The organism is Citrobacter sp. 506, assembly GCF_050434985.1.
GTDB classification, from domain to species: domain Bacteria; phylum Pseudomonadota; class Gammaproteobacteria; order Enterobacterales; family Enterobacteriaceae; genus Citrobacter; species Citrobacter braakii.
In genome coordinates this window covers 173610-197687 of the sequence record NZ_JBNDJN010000005.1, presented here as the reverse complement: position 1 = coordinate 197687, position 24078 = coordinate 173610, and the positions used below count along the sequence as shown (strand labels likewise).

At 52.4% G+C, this 24078-nt stretch carries 18 protein-coding genes, 1 tRNA gene and 1 other RNA gene; 17 read left to right on the top strand and 3 right to left on the bottom strand.

The genetic code is table 11. From position 1 onward, the window contains the following. The first annotated feature begins 243 nt into the window (after window positions 1-243). From ABIE10_RS18645 to ABIE10_RS18595, 11 genes are all read left to right on the top strand, one after another. Complete coding sequence (locus ABIE10_RS18645) at window positions 244-1446, top strand: L-lactate MFS transporter (protein ID WP_016154906.1); 1203 nt, start codon at window positions 244-246, stop codon at window positions 1444-1446. A 210-nt stretch (window positions 1447-1656) separates the two neighbouring features. After that, window positions 1657-3351 (top strand): kdo(2)-lipid A phosphoethanolamine 7''-transferase, encoded by a 1695-nt coding sequence (gene eptB, locus ABIE10_RS18640; protein ID WP_016157716.1) that lies wholly within the window; start codon window positions 1657-1659, stop codon window positions 3349-3351. Between the two features lie 91 nt (window positions 3352-3442). After that, window positions 3443-3519: transfer RNA gene (locus ABIE10_RS18635), tRNA-Pro, on the top strand. 33 nt (window positions 3520-3552) lie between these two features. After that, a non-coding RNA gene (locus ABIE10_RS18630) (RtT sRNA) lies at window positions 3553-3686 on the top strand. A gap of 419 nt (window positions 3687-4105) precedes the next feature. After that, on the top strand, window positions 4106-4342 hold the full coding sequence (locus ABIE10_RS18625; protein ID WP_137398959.1) for a hypothetical protein: 237 nt from the start codon (window positions 4106-4108) through the stop codon (window positions 4340-4342). Further along, window positions 4257-5864, top strand: coding sequence for a dipeptide ABC transporter periplasmic-binding protein DppA (gene dppA, locus ABIE10_RS18620; protein ID WP_016154904.1), 1608 nt, complete (start codon window positions 4257-4259; stop codon window positions 5862-5864). The genes ABIE10_RS18625 and dppA overlap by 86 nt, the downstream gene beginning before the upstream one ends. Window positions 5865-6025: 161 nt before the next feature. Beyond that, on the top strand, window positions 6026-7045 hold the full coding sequence (dppB, locus tag ABIE10_RS18615; RefSeq protein ID WP_016154903.1) for a dipeptide ABC transporter permease DppB: 1020 nt from the start codon (window positions 6026-6028) through the stop codon (window positions 7043-7045). A gap of 9 nt (window positions 7046-7054) precedes the next feature. Further along, on the top strand, window positions 7055-7957 hold the full coding sequence (gene dppC, locus ABIE10_RS18610) for a dipeptide ABC transporter permease DppC (protein WP_016154902.1): 903 nt from the start codon (window positions 7055-7057) through the stop codon (window positions 7955-7957). A 10-nt stretch (window positions 7958-7967) separates the two neighbouring features. After that, complete coding sequence (gene dppD / locus ABIE10_RS18605; protein ID WP_019078085.1) at window positions 7968-8951, top strand: dipeptide ABC transporter ATP-binding protein; 984 nt, start codon at window positions 7968-7970, stop codon at window positions 8949-8951. Next, entirely contained in the window at window positions 8948-9952 is a 1005-nt protein-coding gene (gene dppF, locus ABIE10_RS18600; RefSeq protein WP_103766980.1) for a dipeptide ABC transporter ATP-binding subunit DppF, read from the top strand. Before dppD ends, dppF begins: the two co-directional genes overlap by 4 nt. Window positions 9953-10128: 176 nt before the next feature. Then, window positions 10129-11331, top strand: coding sequence for a sigma-54 interaction domain-containing protein (locus ABIE10_RS18595; RefSeq protein WP_016154900.1), 1203 nt, complete (start codon window positions 10129-10131; stop codon window positions 11329-11331). Window positions 11332-11364: 33 nt separating this feature from the next. Here ABIE10_RS18595 and ABIE10_RS18590 read toward each other — a convergent pair whose 3' ends face one another. Both ABIE10_RS18590 and megL read right to left on the bottom strand, forming a co-directional pair. Beyond that, the gene (locus ABIE10_RS18590) at window positions 11365-12663 is read right to left on the bottom strand and encodes an amino acid permease (protein ID WP_103283339.1); all 1299 of its coding nucleotides are present in this window, start codon (window positions 12661-12663) and stop codon (window positions 11365-11367) included. A 117-nt stretch (window positions 12664-12780) separates the two neighbouring features. Further along, entirely contained in the window at window positions 12781-13977 is a 1197-nt protein-coding gene (gene megL / locus ABIE10_RS18585) for a methionine gamma-lyase (protein WP_003023295.1), read from the bottom strand. Between the two features lie 425 nt (window positions 13978-14402). On the opposite strand from megL, the gene ABIE10_RS18580 reads away from it, so the two are divergent. The 4 genes from ABIE10_RS18580 to ABIE10_RS18565 all read left to right on the top strand — a co-directional run bounded on the left by ABIE10_RS18580 (window position 14403) and on the right by ABIE10_RS18565 (window position 19903). Continuing rightward, the gene (locus tag ABIE10_RS18580; protein ID WP_016154898.1) at window positions 14403-14510 is read left to right on the top strand and encodes a type I toxin-antitoxin system toxin Ldr family protein; all 108 of its coding nucleotides are present in this window, start codon (window positions 14403-14405) and stop codon (window positions 14508-14510) included. Window positions 14511-14736: 226 nt separating this feature from the next. Further along, window positions 14737-16743 carry a biofilm formation regulator HmsP gene (gene hmsP / locus ABIE10_RS18575; protein WP_429156571.1) on the top strand — a complete coding sequence of 669 codons (2007 nt, stop codon included), beginning with the start codon at window positions 14737-14739 and terminating at the stop codon, window positions 16741-16743. Window positions 16744-16900: 157 nt separating this feature from the next. Next, window positions 16901-18187, top strand: a complete 1287-nt coding sequence (gene dctA / locus ABIE10_RS18570; protein ID WP_003023301.1) for a C4-dicarboxylate transporter DctC — start codon at window positions 16901-16903, stop codon at window positions 18185-18187. Window positions 18188-18409: 222 nt separating this feature from the next. After that, a complete protein-coding gene (locus ABIE10_RS18565) occupies window positions 18410-19903 on the top strand; it encodes a M16 family metallopeptidase (protein WP_047358202.1) in 1494 nt (497 codons plus the stop codon). A gap of 64 nt (window positions 19904-19967) precedes the next feature. Here the strand turns inward: ABIE10_RS18565 and ABIE10_RS18560 are convergent, their stop codons facing one another. After that, complete coding sequence (locus ABIE10_RS18560; RefSeq protein ID WP_047358201.1) at window positions 19968-20897, bottom strand: sugar kinase; 930 nt, start codon at window positions 20895-20897, stop codon at window positions 19968-19970. Between the two features lie 230 nt (window positions 20898-21127). Between ABIE10_RS18560 and pdeH the strand changes: the two genes are divergently transcribed. Both pdeH and ABIE10_RS18550 read left to right on the top strand, forming a co-directional pair. Beyond that, complete coding sequence (pdeH, locus tag ABIE10_RS18555) at window positions 21128-21895, top strand: cyclic-guanylate-specific phosphodiesterase (RefSeq protein ID WP_047415877.1); 768 nt, start codon at window positions 21128-21130, stop codon at window positions 21893-21895. A gap of 76 nt (window positions 21896-21971) precedes the next feature. Further along, the gene (locus tag ABIE10_RS18550; protein WP_141875773.1) at window positions 21972-24032 is read left to right on the top strand and encodes an AsmA family protein; all 2061 of its coding nucleotides are present in this window, start codon (window positions 21972-21974) and stop codon (window positions 24030-24032) included. The last annotated feature ends 46 nt before the right edge of the window (window positions 24033-24078 follow it).

Genomic DNA, 24078 nt, shown 5'->3' with positions numbered 1-24078 from the left:
ATCATCAGCTAAACATCTCCGTTACATATTGAGAACAGCAATCACACGCCCCTCAGCGATAGCGTGTACTAACTCTTACGATAAAATTCAGTAACCCGACTTTTTGTCTCGTCATTCATTCCGCATTCCAGGCATTTCATTCCGTCCTGGTGGCATTTCATGCCGTTTTCTCCTGGCCATAAAAGCGCTTCGGTATGGTTGTTGGCAGAGAATTTCCCATTTTGCTTATGCAGGAAGACTGCCATGAAAACTTCTGATTATCAGCGCACACGCTGGCTAACACTGATCGGCACGATTATTACCCAATTTGCTTTAGGTTCTGTTTATACCTGGAGCCTGTTTAATGGCGCGCTCTCTTCTAAGCTCGATGCGCCGGTCAGTCAGGTGGCATTTTCTTTTGGCTTGCTGAGCCTCGGGCTGGCGATTTCCTCTTCCGTTGCCGGCAAGCTGCAGGAACGTTTTGGCGTGAAACGCGTCACCATGGCTTCCGGTATTTTACTCGGCGTCGGTTTCTTCTTAACCGCCCATTCCAACAGCCTGATTATGCTGTGGCTGAGCGCTGGTGTGCTGGTTGGTCTGGCGGATGGTGCAGGTTACCTGTTAACGCTTTCCAACTGCGTAAAATGGTTCCCTGAGCGTAAAGGGCTGATTTCCGCCTTTGCCATCGGTTCTTATGGCCTTGGCAGCCTCGGTTTTAAATTTATCGACAGTCAACTGCTGAGCACCGTGGGCCTGGAAAAAACCTTCATGATTTGGGGCGCGATCGTACTGGTGATGATCGTCTTTGGCTCCACGCTGATGAAAGATGCGCCGAATCAGGAAGTGAAAGCGAAGAATGGCGTGGTTGAGAACGACTACACCCTGGCGCAGTCCATGCGCAAACCGCAGTACTGGATGCTGGCAGTCATGTTCCTGACGGCGTGTATGAGCGGTCTGTACGTCATTGGCGTGGCGAAAGATATCGCACAAAGCCTGGCGCATATGGATGTGGCGACGGCGGCGAATGCGGTTACCGTCATTTCTATCGCGAACCTGTCGGGTCGTCTGGTGCTGGGGATTCTGTCCGATAAAATCTCCCGTATTCGCGTGATCACCATTGGTCAGGTCGTTTCGCTGGTCGGTATGGCTGCACTGTTGTTCGCGCCGCTGAATGACGTAACCTTCTTTATGGCAATTGCCTGTGTCGCATTTAACTTTGGCGGCACCATCACCGTATTCCCGTCACTGGTCAGCGAGTTCTTCGGTCTGAATAACCTGGCTAAAAACTACGGTGTTATTTACCTGGGCTTCGGTATCGGTAGCATTTGCGGTTCCATTATCGCCTCGCTGTTTGGCGGGTTCTATGTGACCTTCTGCGTTATCTTTGCGCTGTTAATCATTTCGCTGGCGCTTTCTACCACTATTCGTCAGCCACAACGTAGCGTCTATACCGAGGCGCACGCCTAAATCTATTAGTAGTATGATTAATACCTGGCGCATATATTTACAAAAATTTATGCGCCATTTTCATTCTCTATAAGCACTTTTGCTCCCTCCTGTGGTCTACTTACCCGCGCCCGTAGACATTTCACCTCTGCTGTTGTCGCATTTTTCCTCTGTCAGGTCTGATTGATCGCTGCTCAGGGTTTTTTATCCCGATTTCCAGGGTTTGTTTGCATGAGATACATTAAGTCGATGACGCAGCAGAAACTCAGTTTCTTGCTGGCAATCTATATCGGTTTGTTTATGAACTGTGCTGTATTTTTCCGTCGCTTTAGCGGATATGCGCACGATTTTACCGTCTGGAAAGGACTCTCCGCGGTTGTTGAATTGGCCGGCACTGTGCTGGTGACCTTCTTTTTACTACGCCTTCTCTCTTTGTTTGGCCGCCGCGCCTGGCGTGTCCTGGCAACCTGTTTGGTGCTGTGTTCTGCCGGCGCCAGTTATTATATGACCTTCCTGAACGTGGTAATTGGTTACGGTATTATCGCCTCCGTAATGACCACGGATATTGATTTATCGAAAGAAGTCGTCGGCTGGCATTTCATCGTGTGGCTGGTTTCGGTCAGTATTATTCCCTTGGTGCTGATTTGGAGTAACCGCTGCCGCTACACGTTGATGAGACAAATTCGTACGCCGGGCATGAGGTGGCGTAGCGTAGCGGTAGTTTTACTGGCCGGCCTGATGGTATGGGCGCCGATTCGCCTGCTGAGCATGCAACAGAGAAGCGTAGAGCGAGAAACAGGTATCGATTTACCCAGCTATGGCGGGGTTGTGGCGAACTCTTACTTGCCGTCAAACTGGCTCTCTGCGCTGGGTCTGTACGCCTGGGCACAGGTGGATGAATCCTCAGACAACAAATCGCTGATGAACCCGGCGAAGAAATTTACCTATGTTGAGCCCAAGAACCTCGACGACACCTATGTGGTCTTTATTATCGGCGAAACCACCCGCTGGGACCATATGGGGATTTTTGGCTATGAGCGAAATACCACGCCAAGGCTCGCCCAGGAGAAAAACCTGGCCGCGTTCCGTGGATATTCCTGTGACACGGCGACCAAACTTTCGCTGCGCTGTATGTTTGTGCGTGAAGGTGGGGCGGAAGAAAACCCGCAGCGTACCCTGAAAGAACAAAACGTCTTTTCCGTGCTCGGTCAGTTAGGGTTCAAGACAGACCTCTACGCGATGCAAAGCGAGATGTGGTTCTACAGCAATACCATGGCGGAGAACATCGCTTACCGAGAGCAGATTGGCGCAGAGCCGCGTAACCGTGGCAAGAACGTTGACGATATGCTGTTGATTACCGAAATGCAGCAGTCTCTGCAACCGACGGATGATGATGGCAAACGTCTGATTATTCTGCATACCAAAGGTTCGCATTTTAACTACACGCAGCGCTACACCCGCGAATATGCGCAGTGGAAGCCGGAGTGTGTCAATGTGGATAGCGGTTGCTCGAAAGCCGAGATGATTAACTCTTTTGATAACTCGGTAACCTATGTTGATCACTTTATTACCAAAGTGTTTGATCAACTGCGGGATAAGAAAGCGATAGTGTTCTACGCCGCCGATCACGGTGAGTCGATTAATGAGCGTGAGCACCTGCACGGTACGCCGCGTAAAATGGCTCCGCCAGAGCAGTTCCGCGTTCCAATGCTGGTGTGGATGTCAGACAAATATCTGGAAGACCCAGACCATGCGAAGGCGTTTGCACACCTGAAGCAAGAAGCGGATATGAAGGTGCCGCGTCGTCATGTGGAACTGTACGACACTATTTTGGGTTGCCTCGGTTATACCTCGCCAAATGGCGGTATTAACGAGAATAACAACTGGTGCCGTATCCCGGACGCGAAGAAGGTTACGGCTCAGTAATTGGGCTGCTGACTTTCTCGCCGATCAAATGGCATTTTGATACTAAGGGATTGACGGGGGCGCGGCTGAGCAGTAAGATGCGCCCCGCATTCGGTGATTGGCGCAGCCTGGTAGCGCACTTCGTTCGGGACGAAGGGGTCGGAGGTTCGAATCCTCTATCACCGACCAAATTCAAAACCCTGCTCAACGAGCAGGGTTTTTTGCATTTGAAACCCACGAGGATGAGAACCTCCGGGGGTAAGAGGTTCGACTCGAGCGCAGCGAGAGAACGTTGCGTTAGCAACGGCCCGTAGGGCGAGCCACGTCAGTGGCGAGTAATCCTCTCTCACCGACCAAAATTGACCTTCCTTTTATCTGCAAAAATTGTGCACCACTTCCCACTGACTGTTAACGATTCTGTGACATATTCCATTGCCTTTTTTTATATTTGCTTGAAACTTTTTTTGCGCTACTTATGGCTGAACCTGGCATTTTCCGCTGTGCGCTTTAGCGTTCATGGCATTAATCGCTCAGATATGCAGCATTAATTTAGAAAGTTTTAATAATTTGCATAAATGTTAATCACCAAATGTTGCGAAATATTAAGATGTTTATTCTGGCATAGTGCGCGTAGCACAAATTTCCCTGCTGAAAATGTCCTTCTGCACTTTTTTTAATCTTTGTTTGCGAATTCTCACCGTTGGTGTAAATCACGGTTACCTGTATTGACGTTTTCACATTCTGTTGACAGATTGTAGGGCATGAGGGGCATTTCATGGAGAATCCGCACTGCAACTCAGTCGCTTATGTGAACGGAATCCCTATCCTCTTAACGCCGACCCGGCCGGGTAAAAAACAAAAAAGGCCAGGCGGTGCAAACCCACTGCAAAGGGTAAAACAACAAACATCACATTTGGAGCAGAAGAATGAGTATTTCCTTGAAGAAGTCAGGGATGCTGAAGCTTGGTCTGAGCCTGGTGGCTATGACCTGCGCCGCAAGCGTACAGGCTAAAACTCTGGTTTATTGTTCAGAAGGATCTCCTGAAGGCTTTAACCCACAGCTTTTCACCTCTGGCACGACCTATGATGCCAGCTCCGTACCGATCTATAACCGCCTGGTCGAGTTCAAAACCGGTACAACTGAAGTGATCCCGGGCCTTGCTGAGAAGTGGGAAATCAGCGAAGACGGTAAAACCTATACCTTCCACCTGCGCCAGGGCGTGAAGTGGCAGGACAACAAAGATTTCAAACCGACGCGCGATTTAAACGCCGATGACGTGGTGTTTTCTTTCGATCGTCAGAAAAATGCCCAGAACCCTTACCACAAAGTCTCTGGCGGTAGCTATGAATACTTCGAAGGGATGGGTCTGCCAGATCTGATCTCCGAAGTGAAAAAAGTGGACGATAAAACCGTTCAGTTCGTGCTGACTCGCCCGGAAGCGCCTTTCCTGGCTGATCTGGCGATGGACTTCGCTTCTATTCTTTCCAAAGAATATGCAGACAACATGCTGAAAGCCGGTTCCCCGGAGAAAGTGGATCTGAACCCAATTGGGACCGGTCCGTTCCAGCTGCAGCAGTACCAGAAAGACTCCCGTATTCTGTATAAAGCATTCGAAGGTTACTGGGGCACCAAGCCACAGATTGACCGTCTGGTCTTCTCGATTACGCCTGACGCTTCCGTGCGTTACGCCAAACTGCAGAAGAACGAGTGCCAGGTGATGCCGTACCCGAACCCGGCAGATATCGCGCGCATGAAGCAGGATAAAAACATTAACCTGATGGAGCAGGCCGGTCTGAACGTTGGCTACCTTTCTTTCAATACCGAGAAGAAACCGTTTGATGACGTGAAAGTCCGTCAGGCGCTGACCTACGCGGTGAACAAAGAAGCCATCATTAAAGCGGTATATCAGGGCGCTGGCGTTGCCGCGAAAAACCTGATCCCACCGACCATGTGGGGCTATAACGACGACGTTAAAGACTACACCTACGATCCTGAAAAGGCTAAAGCGCTGCTGAAGGAAGCGGGTCAGGATAAAGGCTTCACCGTTGAGCTGTGGGCCATGCCGGTACAGCGTCCTTACAACCCGAACGCCCGCCGTATGGCGGAAATGGTTCAGGCTGACTGGGCGAAAATTGGCGTTCAGGCCAAGATTGTGACCTACGAGTGGGGTGAATATCTGAAACGCGCCAAAGCGGGTGAGCATCAGGCGGTGATGATGGGTTGGACCGGTGACAATGGGGATCCGGACAACTTCTTCGCCACCCTGTTCAGCTGTGCGGCAGCGAAAGACGGTTCCAACTACTCTCGCTGGTGCTACAAGCCGTTTGAAGATCTGATCCAGCCGGCGCGTGCGACCGACGATCACAACAAACGTATTGAACTGTACAAGCAAGCTCAGGTTGTTATGCACGATCAGGCCCCGGCTCTGATTGTTGCTCACTCCACCGTGTATGAACCAGTGCGTAAAGAAGTGAAAGGCTATGTGGTTGATCCATTAGGCAAACATCACTTCGAAAACGTCTCTGTCGAATAATTAAAAGCAAGCCAGGCAGCGCTACGGACCGTTAAGTCGGGTCACCGTAGCGCCACCTGACAGTAATGCTTTATCTCCCTCTCGCTGGAGGGGGGGATAAGATTTGTGAGCAATACAGATTCACGGTTCCAGGCCGTGCGTCATTAGAGAGAATCCGGGTTATGTTGCAGTTCATTCTCCGACGTTTGGGACTCGTCATCCCCACGTTTATCGGTATCACTCTTCTCACCTTTGCTTTCGTTCATATGATCCCCGGCGATCCGGTAATGATCATGGCGGGTGAGCGTGGAATTTCCCCTGAGCGTCATGCTCAACTGTTGGCTGAACTCGGGCTGGATAAACCGATGTGGCAGCAGTACCTCCATTATATCTGGGGGGTTATGCATGGTGATTTAGGTATCTCGCTGAAAAGCCGATTACCGGTGTGGGAAGAGTTCGTTCCTCGCTTTAAAGCAACGCTGGAACTTGGCGTCTGCGCGATGATTTTCGCCGTTGCGGTGGGTATTCCGGTGGGTGTACTTGCTGCCGTTAAGCGCGGCTCCATTTTCGACCACACTGCCGTTGGCCTGGCGCTGACCGGTTACTCCATGCCGATTTTCTGGTGGGGCATGATGCTGATCATGCTGGTTTCCGTGCAGTGGAACCTGACGCCGGTTTCCGGTCGGGTGAGCGACATGGTGTTCCTTGATGATTCCAATCCCCTGACCGGTTTCATGCTGATTGACACCGCCATTTGGGGTGAAGAGGGCAACTTTATCGATGCGCTGGCGCATATGATCCTGCCGGCAATGGTGCTTGGCACCATTCCTCTGGCGGTAATTGTGCGTATGACTCGTTCATCAATGCTGGAAGTACTGGGTGAAGATTACATTCGTACCGCACGCGCCAAAGGCCTGACCCGTATGCGCGTCATCATCATTCACGCTCTGCGTAACGCGATGCTGCCCGTTGTGACCGTTATCGGCCTGCAGGTCGGTACGTTATTGGCTGGGGCGATCCTGACCGAGACTATTTTCTCGTGGCCGGGACTGGGACGCTGGTTGATCGATGCGCTACAACGCCGTGATTATCCAGTGGTACAGGGCGGGGTGCTGCTGGTCGCGACGATGATTATCCTCGTCAACCTGCTGGTAGACCTGCTGTACGGCGTGGTGAACCCGCGTATTCGGCATAGGAAGTAAGGGGCCATCATGTCACAGGTTACTGAAAATAAAGTTATTGCTGCACCGGTGCCCATGACCCCGCTGCAGGAGTTCTGGCACTATTTTAAACGCAACAAAGGTGCGGTTGTTGGGCTGGTGTACGTTGTCGTGATGATCCTGATTGCGGTCTTTGCCAACGTCCTCGCGCCGTACAACCCGGCAGAGCAGTTCCGCGATACGCTGCTGGCTCCTCCTGCGTGGCAGGAAGGCGGTACCATGGCGCATCTGTTTGGTACTGATGATGTGGGCCGCGATGTGCTGTCCCGCCTGATGTACGGTGCGCGTTTGTCTCTGTTGGTCGGCTGTCTGGTGGTGGTGCTCTCCCTGCTGATGGGCGTGATTCTCGGGCTGATTGCCGGTTACTTTGGCGGGATTGTCGATAACGTCATCATGCGTGTGGTCGATATCATGCTGGCACTGCCGAGCCTGTTACTGGCGCTGGTGCTGGTGGCGGTATTTGGGCCCTCGATTGGCAACGCCGCGCTGGCGCTGACGTTCGTGGCATTGCCGCACTATGTGCGTTTGACGCGCGCCGCCGTCCTGGTGGAGGTTAACCGCGACTACGTTACCGCATCCCGCGTGGCCGGAGCCGGTGCGATGCGCCAGATGTTCGTCAATATTCTTCCTAACTGTCTTGCGCCGCTGATTGTTCAGGCGTCGCTTGGTTTCTCTAACGCCATTCTCGATATGGCTGCCCTCGGCTTCCTGGGGATGGGCGCACAGCCGCCTACGCCGGAATGGGGCACCATGCTCTCTGACGTGTTGCAATTTGCCCAAAGCGCCTGGTGGGTCGTGACCTTCCCGGGGCTGGCAATCCTGCTGACGGTGCTGGCATTTAACCTGATGGGTGACGGTCTGCGTGACGCGCTCGATCCCAAACTGAAGCAGTAAGAGGTTCGAGATGGCGTTATTAAATGTAGATAAATTATCGGTGCACTTCGGCGATGTGGGGTCCGAATTCCGTGCCGTAGACCGCATTAGTTACAGCGTGAACCAGGGTGAAGTGGTTGGCATTGTAGGGGAATCCGGTTCTGGTAAGTCCGTCAGCTCGCTGGCGATCATGGGACTGATTGACTACCCAGGTCGCGTTATGGCCGAAAATCTGGAGTTTAATGGTCGTGACCTGAAGCGCATCTCTGAGAAAGAGCGTCGCCAGTTAGTGGGCGCGGAAGTGGCGATGATCTTCCAGGACCCGATGACCAGCCTTAACCCGTGCTACACCGTCGGCTACCAGATTATGGAAGCCATTAAGGTGCACCAGGGCGGCAACAAAAAAACGCGTATTCAGCGGGCGATTGACCTGCTGACGCTGGTGGGGATCCCCGATCCGGCCTCGCGTCTGGATGTCTATCCGCACCAGTTGTCTGGTGGGATGAGCCAGCGCGTGATGATCGCGATGGCGATTGCCTGTCGTCCAAAGCTGTTGATTGCCGACGAACCGACAACGGCGCTGGATGTGACCATTCAGGCGCAGATCATCGAGCTACTGCTGGAATTGCAGCAAAAAGAGAACATGGCGCTGGTCTTAATCACGCACGACCTGGCGCTGGTGGCTGAAGCGGCGCACAAGATCATTGTGATGTACGCCGGGCAGGTCGTGGAAACCGGGGCCGCACAGGATATTTTCCGCGCGCCGCGTCATCCGTATACCCAGGCGTTGCTGCGCGCGTTGCCGGAGTTCGCACAGGATAAAGCGCGTCTGGCTTCGTTGCCGGGCGTGGTGCCAGGTAAATATGACCGCCCGACCGGTTGTTTACTGAACCCGCGCTGCCCCTATGCGACCGACAAATGCCGCGCTGAAGAACCTGAACTGAACCTGCTGGAAGGCGGGCGTCAGTCGAAATGCCACTACCCACTTGATGATGCCGGGAGGCCTGGGCTATGAGTACGCAAAAGGCCGCTTTGCCACAGCCACTGTTGCAGGCAATTGACCTGAAAAAACACTACCCGGTGAAGAAGGGGATGTTCGCCCCGGAACGCCTGGTGAAAGCGCTGGACGGCGTCTCCTTTACCCTGGAACGCGGCAAAACGCTGGCGGTGGTAGGCGAGTCGGGCTGTGGGAAATCCACCCTTGGTCGCCTGCTGACGATGATTGAAGTCCCGACCGGCGGCGAGTTGTATTACCAGGGGCAGGATCTGCTTAAGCACGACCCGCAGGCGCAGAAGCTGCGCCGGCAGAAAATCCAGATTGTGTTCCAGAACCCGTACGGTTCCCTGAACCCGCGCAAGAAAGTAGGGCAGATTCTGGAAGAACCGCTGCTGATCAACTCCACGCTAAGCAAAGAGGAGCGTCGTGAAAAAGCGCTGGTGATGATGGCGAAAGTGGGGCTGAAAACCGAGCACTACGACCGCTATCCGCATATGTTCTCCGGCGGTCAGCGTCAGCGTATTGCCATCGCTCGCGGGCTGATGCTTGATCCAGACGTGGTGATTGCCGACGAACCGGTCTCGGCGCTGGACGTTTCTGTTCGTGCGCAGGTGCTGAACCTGATGATGGACTTGCAGCAGGAACTGGGGCTGTCATACGTCTTTATCTCGCATGACCTGTCGGTGGTAGAGCACATTGCCGATGAGGTGATGGTGATGTATTTAGGCCGTTGCGTGGAAAAAGGAACGAAGGATCAGATCTTCAATAATCCGCGTCATCCGTATACGCAGGCGCTGCTATCCGCGACGCCACGCCTGAACCCGGACGATCGCCGCGAGCGTATCAAGCTGACCGGTGAGCTGCCAAGCCCGCTGAATCCACCGCCGGGCTGTGCGTTCAATGCCCGCTGCCGTCGGCGTTTTGGTCCGTGTACCCAGCTTCAGCCGCAGCTGAAGGATTACGGTGGACAACTCGTGGCCTGTTTCGCTGTTGACCAGGATGAAAATCCACAGCAATAAACGTGGGTTATGACCTGATAACCGGAGCCTTGTGCTCCGGTTTTTTTATATTTTGTTTTTACGTCCACAATGTGAGTCCTCTGGCAGAACATTATTCCACAGCGTCTAAAATGTAGTCAGATTTCCTCTCGTCACAGAAATATCTATTTCGCAGTTGCTAACTGTCAGGAGCAAATGTGGTCACGATACGCTGGGATATTAAAACAATTGATCGTCTGTCGATGGTTGAGGATGTCCTGAAGGAATTTTCCTGCTGCGATATCAATATCATCTCTATGAAAGTCACGCCTGGACGGATCCTGATTAAATCCTGGTGCCGCCAGTTACAGGATATTTCCTGCGTGCAATCCTGTTTAGGCCGGCGCGCCGATATTATTAACGTCGCTTACCTGTGTGAAGAGATAAGCGAACTGTCAACGCCTGAGCCGGAACGCCCGCGCTATTTCTCTGACATTATTTGTAGCAGCCAGAGCATGCACTCGCTTATCGAAAAGGCGATAAAAATTGCCGACAGCAAATATACCGTTTTGATCCGCGGCGATACGGGTACTGGCAAAGAACTGCTGGCCCGGGCTATCCATAATTCCGGGCAGCGACGTTTTTATCCGTTTATTCCGGTCAACTGCTCTGCGCTACCTGAGTCGTTGATGGAGAGTGAATTCTTTGGCTATGAGAAAGGGGCTTTTAGCGGTGCGGATTGTAAAGGCAAAAAAGGGCTGTTTGAAATGGCCGATAAAGGCACCCTTTTTCTCGATGAATTTGGTGAAATGTCGCTGAGCTTACAGGCTAAATTACTGCGCGTACTTCAGGATGGTGGGATCCGTCGCGTTGGCGGGGCGCAAATTATTCCGGTCAATGTGCGCATTATTGTGGCAACCAACGCCAATCTGGAAGAGATGGTGGAACAACGTCTGCTGCGCGCCGATCTCTATTACCGCATCAATGTACTTTCACTGACCATTCCGCCCCTGCGGGAGCGCCCGCAGGATATCAGCCTATTGATTCGCCACTTTGTGCAGAAATACGCGAAGGAATTCCAGCGACGGATCATTCTGGATAAAGCCTGCTTTGATGCCCTGCATCATCACACCTGGCCGGGAAACGTTCGCGAACTGGAAAATACCATCATTCGCCTGATGCTGATGGCGGAGTCCGATGTCATTACGCGGGAAGAATTAGGGATGGTGAATTTGCCTGCTGTTGAGCTGACGCCGACAGAGCGTCCTTTTAAAGAACAGGTTTTGTGTGCTGAACGCCAGCTTATTGAACAGATGGTGGAAGAGAATGTGTCGTCGCGGCATATCGCTAAAGCGCTGGGGGTGTCACATACCACGGTACTGAATAAAATTCGCAGCTATCAACTGGAGAGCGTGAGTTAAGCGCCGTCAGTGACTGACGGCGCTGTAAACGGATTAGTCAATCAGCTTCAATAATGGCGACAGGCACAGCAGGATCCCGTACAACAGGATTAGCCAGGTTTTCAGCCCGCGCAGTTTTTCCAGTTGCGTTACTTTATAGATCAGGAAAAATGGAATAATACAGGACACAATCCCGTAAAGTGGGCTACCCAACTGGAAGAACACCAGTACCGATACACGAAATGACACCCAGATCACCAGGGTGATAACAATAAAGGTACAAATACCCAGCGTAAGCACCAGGGGATTAATTTTCTCCACATCAATAATACGGCTCAGAACATTAAGAATAATACCCTTGATCGCCTCGTGGAACCCCAGATAAATACCAAAGAATGCGGTTAATACGGCGAAGATATTTAGCACCGTTGAGGTGATATGAATAATTTGCCCAGGAATGACTTGCGCTGCCAGCGCCAGTGCGGAAATATTTTGTTCGAAGGCCGAAACGGCCTCTTCATGACTAATAGAAAAGGTAAAAGAGAATGAGAAAAACAGAATGACCGCAATCAGCGTAATGTAACTGATGCGATGCGTGCGTATTGCCATGCGGGTGGCCAGAACCCGGTCCGCTACCCGCTTGCGGTAGGCGATGTTCATTGGGTTCAACACCTGAATAAATACCGCCGAGAAGAAGCAGAACGGGATGGTCAGCAGTACGTCGCGAAAGAAGACCGATGCTTCAGGGAATGCGCTGATATTAGCGAAGTTCCAGTGCGGAACCATCGCAAAACCAAACACGATGATGATCCCCACTTTGACTACCACCATCGGGCCGGAGATTTTAAACAGCAGCTTTTCTCCCCCGGAAGCAATGGCCACCAGCACGGCAAAAATGGCCACTTTATAGATTATCGATTGTGAAAGATCGGCATCGGTTAAGCCGAATGTTTTGATATATGAGGCACTGTCAAAAACCACGGATAAGGAGTAGATAAATATGCCGTGAATAATCATCAAAAAATAGATGACGCCAAGAAATACACCCCAGTTTTTTCCCAGGTAATGACTGATAATATCGGTATAGTCATTACAAGTTTCACTTTCTGATAATGTTTTTAAATAAATATCCTGCACAATATAGGTTGCTGGATAGGCAATAATAAAGGCGACGATAAATACCCAAATGCCTGTTAAGCCTATTTGTACTGGCATCAGTACCGTTCCGGCACCAATTGCCATACCGATACACAGTAATACCCAGCCAAAGTCGTATTTCGTAAACGGTATTTTCTTTGAGAATGGTACGGTGGTTGCTGTATTGTTGCTTAGTTGTAATGTGTCGTCCTGCATAGAACCCCCTGCCCAAAATACGCGCTCTCCCCGAAACAGGATTGCGCGTATTACCAGACTGTTGTGCCTTGATTCTCAACAACCTGAACCGATCGGCGTCGGTTCAGGTCATAATGGTCAGAATGTTGCCTTTCTGATGGCGTGTTCAAGGTCGTTAATAATATCTTCTGGATCTTCAAGACCCACAGAAAGACGGATAAGCCCGTCGGTAATACCTGCTTTAAGCCGTTCCTCTGGCGCAACGGGCGAATGTGTCATAGACGCTGGGTGCTGAATGAGGGTTTCGGTATCACCGAGACTGACCGCGAGGAGGCACAATTCTACAGAATTGATCATCCGTCTGCCAGCCTCGAGGCCGCCGGCAATTTCGAAGCTGATAATTCCTCCTGGCAGGCTCATCTGCCGCTGGCCCAGCTCATACTGCGGGTGTGAAGACAAGCCAGGATAATAAACGCGGGTAATGGATGGATGCCCCTCGAGGAAGCGGGCGATTTTCAATGCGTTTTCACAGTGGCGTTCCATACGTATACCCAGTGTTTTAACGCCGCGTAGCGTCAGCCACGCGTTGAAAGGGCTCATGCAGCCGCCGGTGATATCTTTCAGACCAACAAACCGCGCCTGGTCAATAAACTCCTGCTTACCAACAATGATGCCGCCAATCACGTCTCCGTGACCGTTGATATATTTAGTGACGCTGTGTACCACAATATCCGCGCCTAGCTGTAAAGGCTGCTGGCAGTACGGTGACATAAAGGTGTTATCCACCACCAGCAATGCGCCTTGTTGATGGGCGATACCGGCTACCGTTTCAATGTCGACCAGCGACAGCGTCGGGTTAGCGGGCGTTTCGATATACACTACTTTGGTTTCCGGGCGCATGGCGGCGCGGATTTCTTCAGGCTTTGCCGCATCGACGAAGCTGACGTTAATCCCAAACTTCGGCATGCTGTGCGACAAAAACGCGTGGGTGCAGCCGTAAATCGCGCTGGCGGAAACGATATGGTCGCCCTGTTGGCACAACGTCAGCAGCGTGGTGGTGATGGCAGAAATACCGGATGCGGTTGCCAGCCCGGCTTCACCTCTTTCCAGTACCGCCAGCTTTTTCTCCAGCGCATCGGTGGTGGGGTTACCCAAACGGGTGTAAATGTACCCGGATTCCTCGAGCGCAAAGCGGGCGGCACCTTGTTCGGCGCTGTCAAAAACAAACGTTGAAGTCTGGAAAATAGGCGTACTGAGCGCGCCAGTAGAAGGGTCGGGTTGTTGCCCCGCGTGAACGATCTGGGTGTTGAATCCGTAAGTACGACAGTCAGACATGATATCTCCTTTGATTCGGAACAGAACAGCTCACAGTCAAATAGCAATCGCTGTGCCAGAAAATGAAATTATAGATATCAATGAGATATGTCTTTTTCTGTATTGAAGAGCGGCAGGAATGTTGCCAACTGGCAAGAATCTTTCCAGCGTAATGGTGAGAAAACAGGTGAAATGCGAGGCGCTACGCAGAGCCGTGTATTGCGCAGTGATATGGCAAGTGGGCTACCGTAGAATCTGCGGCAAGCCGGGAATTCCCGGTGAGGCGCAATGTTGCGGGGGCTTGATCCCCGGCGGCATCGGTTGCTGGAAAGAGAAAACCCCCGCACGTTGTTCGGTATAAACCTGGCAACAAAACGGGGGCTAACTTGAACCTGAACAACTCAAGAATAGCCGTGAACAGTTGCCATTGCAACACAGGCGGCTATATGACGCTCGCACAGTTAGGCGTGGCCTTCTGGCACGATTTAGCGGCTCCGATCATCGCTGGCATTATTGCCAGCCTGATTGTGAGCTGGCTGCGTAACAGGAAGTAATGCACCTTGCGGGCGTCTGTCTGCCGTGATGGCAACATGCGCCCGAACCAGGCCGCAGGGGGAAACCTTGCGGCCTTTTTCGGCTTAAATGCGGATAAATCTCGTCGCCAGGTGCCTATCCTGTCGGGATAATGCATGCTGGGAAGTTTTCAGATACCGCCTCTCTTAATACCGCTACGATCGGGTATACTCTGACGGCAGTTTCGTCTATCCGTGGAGAGTCAGTTTGCGTGTCAGTCGCTCGTTAACAATTAAGCAGATGGCAATGGTTGCGGCCGTTGTCATGGTGTTTGTGTTTATTTTTTGCACCGTTTTGTTGTTCCATCTGGTCCAGCAGAATCGCTACAACACGGCTACGCAACTGGAAAGTATCGCTCGCTCCGTCCGTGAGCCTCTGTCGGGCACGATCCTGAAAGGGGATATTCCCGAAGCAGAAGCTATTTTAAGAAGTATTCGACCAGCAGGCGTGGTCAGCCGCGCCGATGTGGTGCTTCCCAATCAGTTTCAGGCTCTGCGGATGAGCTTTATTCCTGAACGCCCGGTTCCGGTTACTGTGACTCGCCTGTTTGAACTTCCGGTACAAATTTCGCTGCCGGTCTATTCTCTTGAGCGTTCAGCGAATCCGCAACCGCTGGCGTATCTGGTGCTGCAGGCGGATTCGTACCGTATGTACAAGTTCGTGATGAGTACGCTCTCCACGTTAGTGACCATTTACTTACTTCTCTCGTTAATACTCACGGTAGCCATCTCATGGTGTATTAACAGATTGATTTTGCATCCATTACGTAAAATAGCGCGTGAGCTGAACGACATTCCCCAGCAGGATCTGATTGGCTATCAGCTGGCATTGCCGCGTCTGCATCAGGACGACGAGATTGGCCTGCTGGTGCGTAGCTACAACCTCAATCAGCAACTGATTCAGCGCCGCAGTGAAGAGCAAAGCGACCATTCAATGCGGTTCCCGGTTTCTGAGCTGCCCAACAAGTCGTTTCTGATGGCGCTGCTGGAGCAGGTTGTGAACCGCCAGCAGACAACGGCGTTGATGATTGTCAACTGCGAAACCCTGCGTGATACCGCGGGTGTGTTATCCGAGACCCAGCGGGAAATCCTGCTGCTTACGCTGGTTGAAAAGCTGAAGTCAGTATTGGCCCCCAGAATGGTGCTTACCCAGGTGAGCGGCTATGACTTTGCCATCATCGCACATGGTGTGAAAGAACCCTGGCACGCTATTACGCTAGGTCAGCAAGTGCTCACTATCGTTAACGAGCGATTACCGATTCAGGGCATTCAACTCCGTCCAACCTGTAACATTGGGGTGGCGATGTTTAATGGCGACTTGACCGCAGAACAGCTTTACCACCGCGCACTCTCAGCTGTGTTAACGTCGCGTCACAAGGGTAAAAACCGGATTCAGTTCTTTGACCCGTTGCAGATGGAAGAGGCGCAACAGCGTTTGACGGAAGAGAACGATATTCTTACCGCGCTGGATAACCATCAGTTTGCGCTCTGGATGCAGCCGCAGGTGGAGATGTCCAGCGGTAAGGTATTGAGCGCAGAAGCATTATTGCGAATGCAGCAGCCAGATGGAAGCTGGGAGCTGCCAGAAGGGTTAATCGACAGGATTGAGTCCTGTGGCCTGATGGTGACGGTCGGTTACTGGGTGCTGGAGGAGACATGCCGCCAGCTGTCAGCCTGGCAGGAACGCGGCCTGATGCTGCCGCTCTCGGTGAACCTGTCTGCACTACAGCTGATGCATCCGAGTATGGTGTCGGATCTGCTGGAATTGCTAAACCGCTATCGCATCAAGCCTGGGACGTTGATTCTGGAAGTGACCGAAAGCCGGCATATTGATGATCCTAACGCCGCTGTGGCTATTTTACGCCCGCTGCGCAACGCGGGTGTGCGTATCGCGCTGGACGATTTTGGTATGGGCTATGCGGGTCTGCGGCAGCTGCAGCATATGAAGTCGCTCCCGGTGGATGTACTCAAAATCGATAAGATGTTTGTCGATGGCGTCCCTGAAGATTGCAGCATGATCTCCGCCATCATTCAGTTGGCGCATAGCCTCAATTTGCAGATGATCGCTGAGGGCGTCGAAACCGAAGCGCAACGTGAATGGTTATCACAAGCGGGGGTAGAAGTGGCACAAGGGTTCCTGTTTGCCCGGCCGGTTCCGGCGAATATCTTCGAAGAACGTTATCTGACGCCGAAAAACGCTGATTACAAAAGTTAAAAAAGGTCTCGCTTGTGCGAGCCAGCTCAAAATTTTTAACATTTCTGTATCAATTATGATCCAGGCGCATTTCTGTCATGTTGTGTGGGTGTTACTTTAAGGCCGCAGGTTAAACAAAACCTTACAAGACCTGTGGTTTTTACTTTAAGGACACCCTATGAAAACCTCTATATTCAAAAGCCTTTACTTTCAGGTCCTGACAGCAATTGCCATAGGTATTCTCCTTGGCCATTACTACCCTGAATTAGGCGCCCAAATGAAGCCACTTGGTGATGCTTTCGTGAAGCTCATCAAAATGGTCATCGCACCTGTCATCTTCTGTACTGTCGTGACCGGCATTGCAGGCATGGAAAGTATGAAAGCCGTAGGCCGCACCGGTGCGGTTGCACTGCTTTATTTTGAAATTGTCAGTACGATTGCGCTGATCATCGGCCTTATCATCGTCAACGTGGTGCAACCCGGTGCCGGTATGAACGTCGATCCGGCGACGCTGGATGCCAAAGCGGTTGCGATTTACGCCGAACAGGCAAAAGACCAGGGGATCGTAGGCTTCCTGATGGATATTATCCCGGGTAGCGTCATTGGCGCGTTCGCCAGTGGCAACATCCTGCAGGTATTGCTGTTTGCGGTTATGTTTGGTTTTGCGCTGCATCGTTTAGGTAGCAAAGGCCAGATGATTTTCAACGTGATTGAAAGCTTCTCGCAGGTTATTTTTGGCATCATCAACATGATCATGCGCCTTGCGCCGATCGGTGCTTTCGGTGCCATGGCCTTTACCATCGGTAAATATGGCGTCGGGACGCTGGTGCAGTTGGGTCAGTTGATCATCTGTTTCTACATCACCTGTATTCTGTTTGTGGTTGTGGTGTTGGGCTCGATTGCGCGCGCAACCGGCTTCAGCATTTTCAAATTCATCCGCTATATCCGTGAAGAACTGCTGATCGTTCTGGGCACCTCTTCTTCCGAGTCCGCGCTGCCGCGTATGCTCGATAAGATGGAAAAACTGGGCTGTCGCAAGTCGGTTGTCGGGTTGGTTATACCCACGGGCTACTCGTTTAACCTCGATGGGACATCAATCTATCTGACGATGGCGGCGGTGTTTATCGCTCAGGCCACCAACAGCCATATGGATATCTTCCATCAGATAACCCTGCTGGTGGTGCTCCTGCTCTCTTCAAAAGGTGCTGCGGGTGTGACCGGGAGTGGCTTCATTGTTCTGGCCGCGACTATCTCCGCTGTGGGCCATTTGCCGGTTGCTGGCCTGGCGCTGATTCTCGGTATTGACCGCTTTATGTCTGAAGCCCGTGCGCTGACTAACCTGGTCGGTAACGGTGTGGCAACTGTTGTAGTAGCGAAATGGGTGAAAGAACTGGACCATAAAAAGCTGGATGATGTGCTGAATAATCGTGCGCCGGATGGCAAAACGCACGAAATATCCTCTTAATCTCTCCACTTATGCCCGTAGTCCCTTCCAGGACTGCGGGCGTTTGCGCATAATTAACCCCTGTGCCTGAAACCGCCGATTCGGCGGCGTCGGGATTTTTTCACTTCCTCCGTGACATTTTTATGTTCTTGCGGTCTAACACGAAGTGTTTTTAACGTCATATTCAGAGAGTCCTCTCGCGGGCTGTCTTTTTATTTCCAGGATAGTTGATCAGGGGTTCACATGCAGGGCACAAAAATTCGACTTTTAGCGGGCGGCTTGCTGATGATGGCCACTGCCGGCTATGTGCAGGCAGATGCGCTCCAGCCTGACCCGGCGTGGCAACAGGGCACGCTGGCAAATGGTTTACAGTGGCAAGTCTTAGCCACTCCCCAGCGCCCCAGCGACCGTATTGAGGTTCGCCTGCTGGTCAATACCGGTTCACTCACCGAAAGTACACAACAGAGTGGTTTCAGCCATGCGATCCCGCGTATCGCGCTGACGCAAAGCGGTGGCCTCGATGCTACGCAAGCCCGTTCTCTGTGGCAGCAGGGGTTCGATCCCAGTCGTCCCATGCCGCCCGTTATCGTTTCCTATGATTCCACGCTGTATAACCTCAGTCTGCCTAACAGCCGCAACGATCTGCTGAAAGAGTCACTTTCTTATCTGGCGAATATTTCCGGTAATCTGAGCATCACCCCTGAATCGGTCAATCATGCGCTGAGTAGCGAAGATATGGTTGCAACCTGGCCGTCAGATACCAAAGAGGGATGGTGGCGCTATCGTCTGAAGGGATCGACGCTGCTGGGTCACGATCCTGCCGATCCGCTGAAAACGCCTGTTGATGCGACGAAAATCCAGTCCTTCTACCAGAAATGGTATACCCCGGATGCGATGACGCTGATTATCGTCGGTAACGTAGATGCGCGCAGCGTGGCTGATCAAATCAATAAAACCTTCGGCGAATTAAAAGGTAAACGCGAAACGCCTGCGCCGGTACCCACGCTCTCTCCGCTGCGTGCAGAGGCCGTAAGCATAATGACCGATGCGGTACGTCAGGATCGCCTGTCTATTATGTGGGATACGCCGTGGCAGCCGATCCGTGAATCTGCCGCGCTGTTACGTTACTGGCGCGCTGATTTAGCCCGTGAAGCGTTGTTCTGGCACATTCAGCAGGAGCTCACCAAAAACAATGCCAAAGACATTGGCCTTGGCTTTGACTGTCGGGTGCTGTTCCTGCGCGCGCAATGTGCCATTAACGTTGAATCACCGAACGGTAAGCTGAACGCGAACCTCAGCACGGTTGCGCGTGAGCTGGCCAAAGTGCGCGATAAGGGGCTGCCGGAAGAAGAGTTTAATGCGCTGGTGGCGCAAAAGAATCTGGAACTGCAGAAGCTGTTTGCCACCTATGGTCGCACCGATACCGATATTTTGATCAGCCAGCGTTTGCGCTCGCTGCAAAACCAGGTCGTAGATATTGCGCCTGAACAGTATCAGCGTTTACGTCAGAGCTTCCTGAACAACCTGAGTGTTGAGATGCTGAATCAGGACCTGCGTCAGCAACTGTCGCAAGATATGGCGTTAATTCTGTTGCAGCCGAAGGGTGAGCCTGAATTCAATATGAAGGATCTGCAGGCGACGTGGGATAGCATTATGGCGCCGGTTACCGCCGCGGCAACGTCGGTAGAAACGGATGAATCACATTCTGAAGTGACGGACATCCCGCCGGTGCAATAAGGGAATCGTGACCTGCAGGCCGGACGCGACGTTAGCGTCTAATCCGGCCTGCCAGAACGCCAGATTATTGCGGCATGGCGTCGCGAGGAATAATCGCCCCGCGATGCTGAATAACGGTGCTTGCCGTCAGGTGCCCGCGTTTTGCGGCATCAGCGGCATCGCCACCGGTCAGACGTACCGCCAGATACCCGGCGCTGAAGGAGTCTCCCGCAGCGGTCGTATCGATAACCTTCTCTTTCGACAGTTTTACGGCCGGAACGTCGATGAGTTCTTCACCTGCGATGGAAACCAGGCAAGAATCTGCACCGCGTTTCACAACCACTTCCTGTACGCCAGCCGCGTGAGTACGGGCAATCACCTCGGCAACCGGTTTTTCACCCCACAGCGCGTCTTCATCATCCAGCGTCAGGAACGCGATATCGGTGCATTCCAGCATCTGCTGATACACCTGCTGGGTCTCTTCTTTACTGCTCCACAGACGTGGGCGGTAGTTATTGTCAAAAATGACCTTTCCACCGTTGGCACGGCATTCTTGCAGCAGCGACAGCAGCTTGTCACGACTTGCCGGGCTTAAAATAGCCAGGCTGATTCCGCTCAGATACAGATAGTCAAATGTCGCCAGTTCTTCGCAAATAGCGGCGGACTGTTCGCTCTCAAGCCAGAATTTTGCGGCGGCTTCATTACGCCAGTAATAGAAGGTGCGCTCGCCGGTGCTATCGGTTTCAATGTAATAGAGGCCCGGCAGGCGGTTTTCCATGCGTTGGGTTAATGAGGTATCCACATTTTCGCTCTGCCAGGATTCCAGCATTTGTTGGCTAAAACTGTCGGTACCCAGCGCAGTCACATAGTGTACGGAAAGTGCCGCAGCATCGACCTGACGGGCGATATAAACGGATGTATTCAACGTGTCGCCACCGAATCCGCGCTGAACGTCAGCGCCTTTCTGTGACAGCTCAATCATGCATTCGCCAATCACGGCAATCTTTCTGGACATAGTCGTAACCTGCTCTGAAAAAAATTAGCGTTAGTGTGCGCTGTGGGTGTTAAGTGGTCAACTATATTAAAACATCGTTCCATTATTTTTTTGAGCCAGCACGTGTTCTGCGTCGTTTTTTGCCGCTTAGTTTCTATTTTGCGTAGGGCTGAACGTAAAGTTCTTCGCCTGAGCGCCGATAACCTTTGACGAGTCCGGTCAGTCACACTCTTATTCACAGGACATCTCAGATGATAAAGCAGGTTACCCAGCAGCTAATTACGCTCGATGCGAGTATTGAAAACTTGCAGGAGAGACGCTATTGGCTGCAGTGCGAGCGTGCTTACACCTACCAACCGATTTATCAGACCAACGGACGGCTGATGGCCGTTGAGCTGCTGACCGTCGTGAGCCATCCTGAAAACCCCTCCCAACGTATCGCGCCAGACCGCTATTTCGCCGAAGTGGCCGTACGACATCGTGTAGATGTGGTGAAAGAGCAGCTTGTACAGCTTGAACAAAAAGGGGCGTTTTTCAAAGCCAACGATCTGCTGGCATCCGTGAATGTCGACGGGCCAACGCTGATTGCAATGCGCCAGGATCCCGAAATCCTGAAAATCATCGAATGTTTGCCGTGGCTGCGCTTTGAACTGGTGGAACATATCCGCTTGCCGAAGGGGTCGTCGTTCGCCTCAATGTGCGAGTTTGGCCCGCTCTGGCTGGATGATTTTGGTACCGGAATGGCAAACTTCTCGGCGCTGAGCGAAGTGAGTTACGACTATATCAAAGTGGCGCGGGATCTGTTTGTCATGCTGCGCCAGACGCCGGAGGGCCGCAATCTCTTTACGCTGCTGTTACAGCTGATGAACCGCTATTGCCGCGGTGTGATTGTCGAAGGCGTTGAAACGCTGGAAGAGTGGCGTGATGTGCAAAACTCACCGGCTTTCGCTGCGCAAGGCTATTTTCTCTCTCGTCCAGTGCCTCTGGATACCCTTGAAGACGTAATTCTGTCGCTTTGATAAGGATGTAGAGCGCCTCCTTTCCTCTGCTGGACTATCTTTAGGACAGGCAAGGAAGAAAGTAAGGAGGTTAAACATGACGAGAACAGGCAAAATAACCACTTCAGTAATAGGGGTTTTCTTGTTGTTGATCGTCGTACTCATCATCGTGATTGCGACATTTGACTGGAACCGGCTCAAACCGACCATCAACCAGAAAGTCTCTACAGAACTCAACCGTCCCTTCGCCATACGGGGTGACCTGGGCGTGGTTTGGGAACGCCAAAAACAGGAAACCGGCTGGCGTAGCTGGGTTCCGTGGCCGCATGTTCATGCTGAGGATATCATCCTCGGCAACCCGCCGGACATTCCTGACGTCACCATGGTGCATCTCCCGCGCGTTGAAGCCACGCTCGCCCCACTGGCATTGCTGACAAAAACCGTCTGGCTCCCGTGGATCAAGCTGGTAAAACCCGATGCACGGCTTATCCGCCTGTCGGAGAAAAATAATAACTGGACCTTTAACCTGGCAGGGGATGAAAACCGCGATCCCAATGCGCCGCCATCAGCCTGGTCCTTCCGGCTGGATAACATTCTGTTCGACCAAGGGCGCATCGCCATTAACGATAAGGTGACGAAGTCAGAGATTGAGATCCTGGTCGATCCGCTGGGTAAGCCGTTGCCCTTTAGCGAAGTGACTGGCGCAAAAAGTAAAGAGAGCAACGCCCACATTGAGGACTACGTGTTTGGTCTGAAAGCGCAAGGCCGATATAACGGCGAACCGCTAAGCGGTCGCGGGAAGATAGGCGGAATGCTGGCGCTGCGCGGTGAAGGAACTCCTTTCCCGATTCAGGCTGATTTCCGTTCGGGTAATACGCGTGTGGCGTTTATGGGTACGATAAACGATCCGATGAATATGGGCGGGGCGGATCTGCGGCTTAAATTCTCGGGAGATTCGCTAGGGGATTTGTACGATTTGACCGGCGTGCTGCTCCCGGATACGCCGCCGTTTGAAACCGACGGACATCTGGTCGCGAAAATTGACCCGGAAAAATCCTCTGTTTTTGATTACCGCGATTTTAATGGCCGAATTGGCGACAGCGATATTCACGGAACGCTGGCCTATACCACCGGCAAGCCGCGCCCAATGCTGAAAGGGGATGTTGAGTCACGCCAACTAAGGCTGGCTGATTTGGGGCCGCTGATCGGTGTGGATTCAGGCAAAGGGGCGGAGCGGGCCAAACAATCTGAACAGCGCAAAGGTGAGAAGAGCGTCCAGCCCGCGGATAAGGTCTTGCCGTATGACCGTTTTGAAACCGACAAATGGAACGTGATGGACGCTGACGTACGTTTCAAAGGACGGCGTATTGAGCACGGCAGCAGTCTGCCGATCAGCGATCTCTCCACCCATATCATCCTGAAAAATGCCGACCTGCGCCTGCAGCCGCTGAAATTTGGCCTCGCGGGAGGCAGCATTGTCTCCAGCATCCATCTGGAAGGAGATAAAAAGCCGATGCGGGGGCAGGCGGACATCCAGGCTCGCCGCCTGAAGCTAAAAGCGCTGATGCCGGATGTGGAGCTGATGCAGAAAACGCTCGGTGAAATGAACGGTGACGCCAGGTTTAGCGGGAGCGGAAACTCGGTAGCGGCGCTGCTTGGTAACAGCAATGGCAACCTGAAGCTGCTGATGAACGACGGTTTGATCAGCCGGAATCTGATGGAAATTGTTGGCTTGAATCTGGGCAACTATCTTGTTGGACAGATATTTGGTGATGACGAGGTACGGGTAAACTGCGCGGCGGCGAATCTGGATATTGTTAACGGCGTAGCCCGCCCGCAGATTTTTGCCTTCGACACGGAAAACGCGGTCATTAATGTCACTGGTACGGCGAGTTTTGCGTCGGAGCAACTGGATTTAACCATCGATCCGGAGAGCAAAGGCATTCGTATTATTACCCTGCGTTCGCCGCTGTATGTTCGCGGCACCTTTAAGAATCCTCAGGCCGGTGTGAAGGCCGGGCCGCTGATTGCGCGCGGTGCGGTTGCTGCCGCGCTGGCAACGTTAGTGACGCCCGCGGCGGCCTTGCTGGCGCTGATTTCACCTTCTGAAGGAGACGCTAATCAATGCCGGACCATTTTGTCGCAAATGAAGAAGTGATTTTTGCCGTTGTCGGATGGCGCTAACGCTTCGCTTCTGCGGCCTA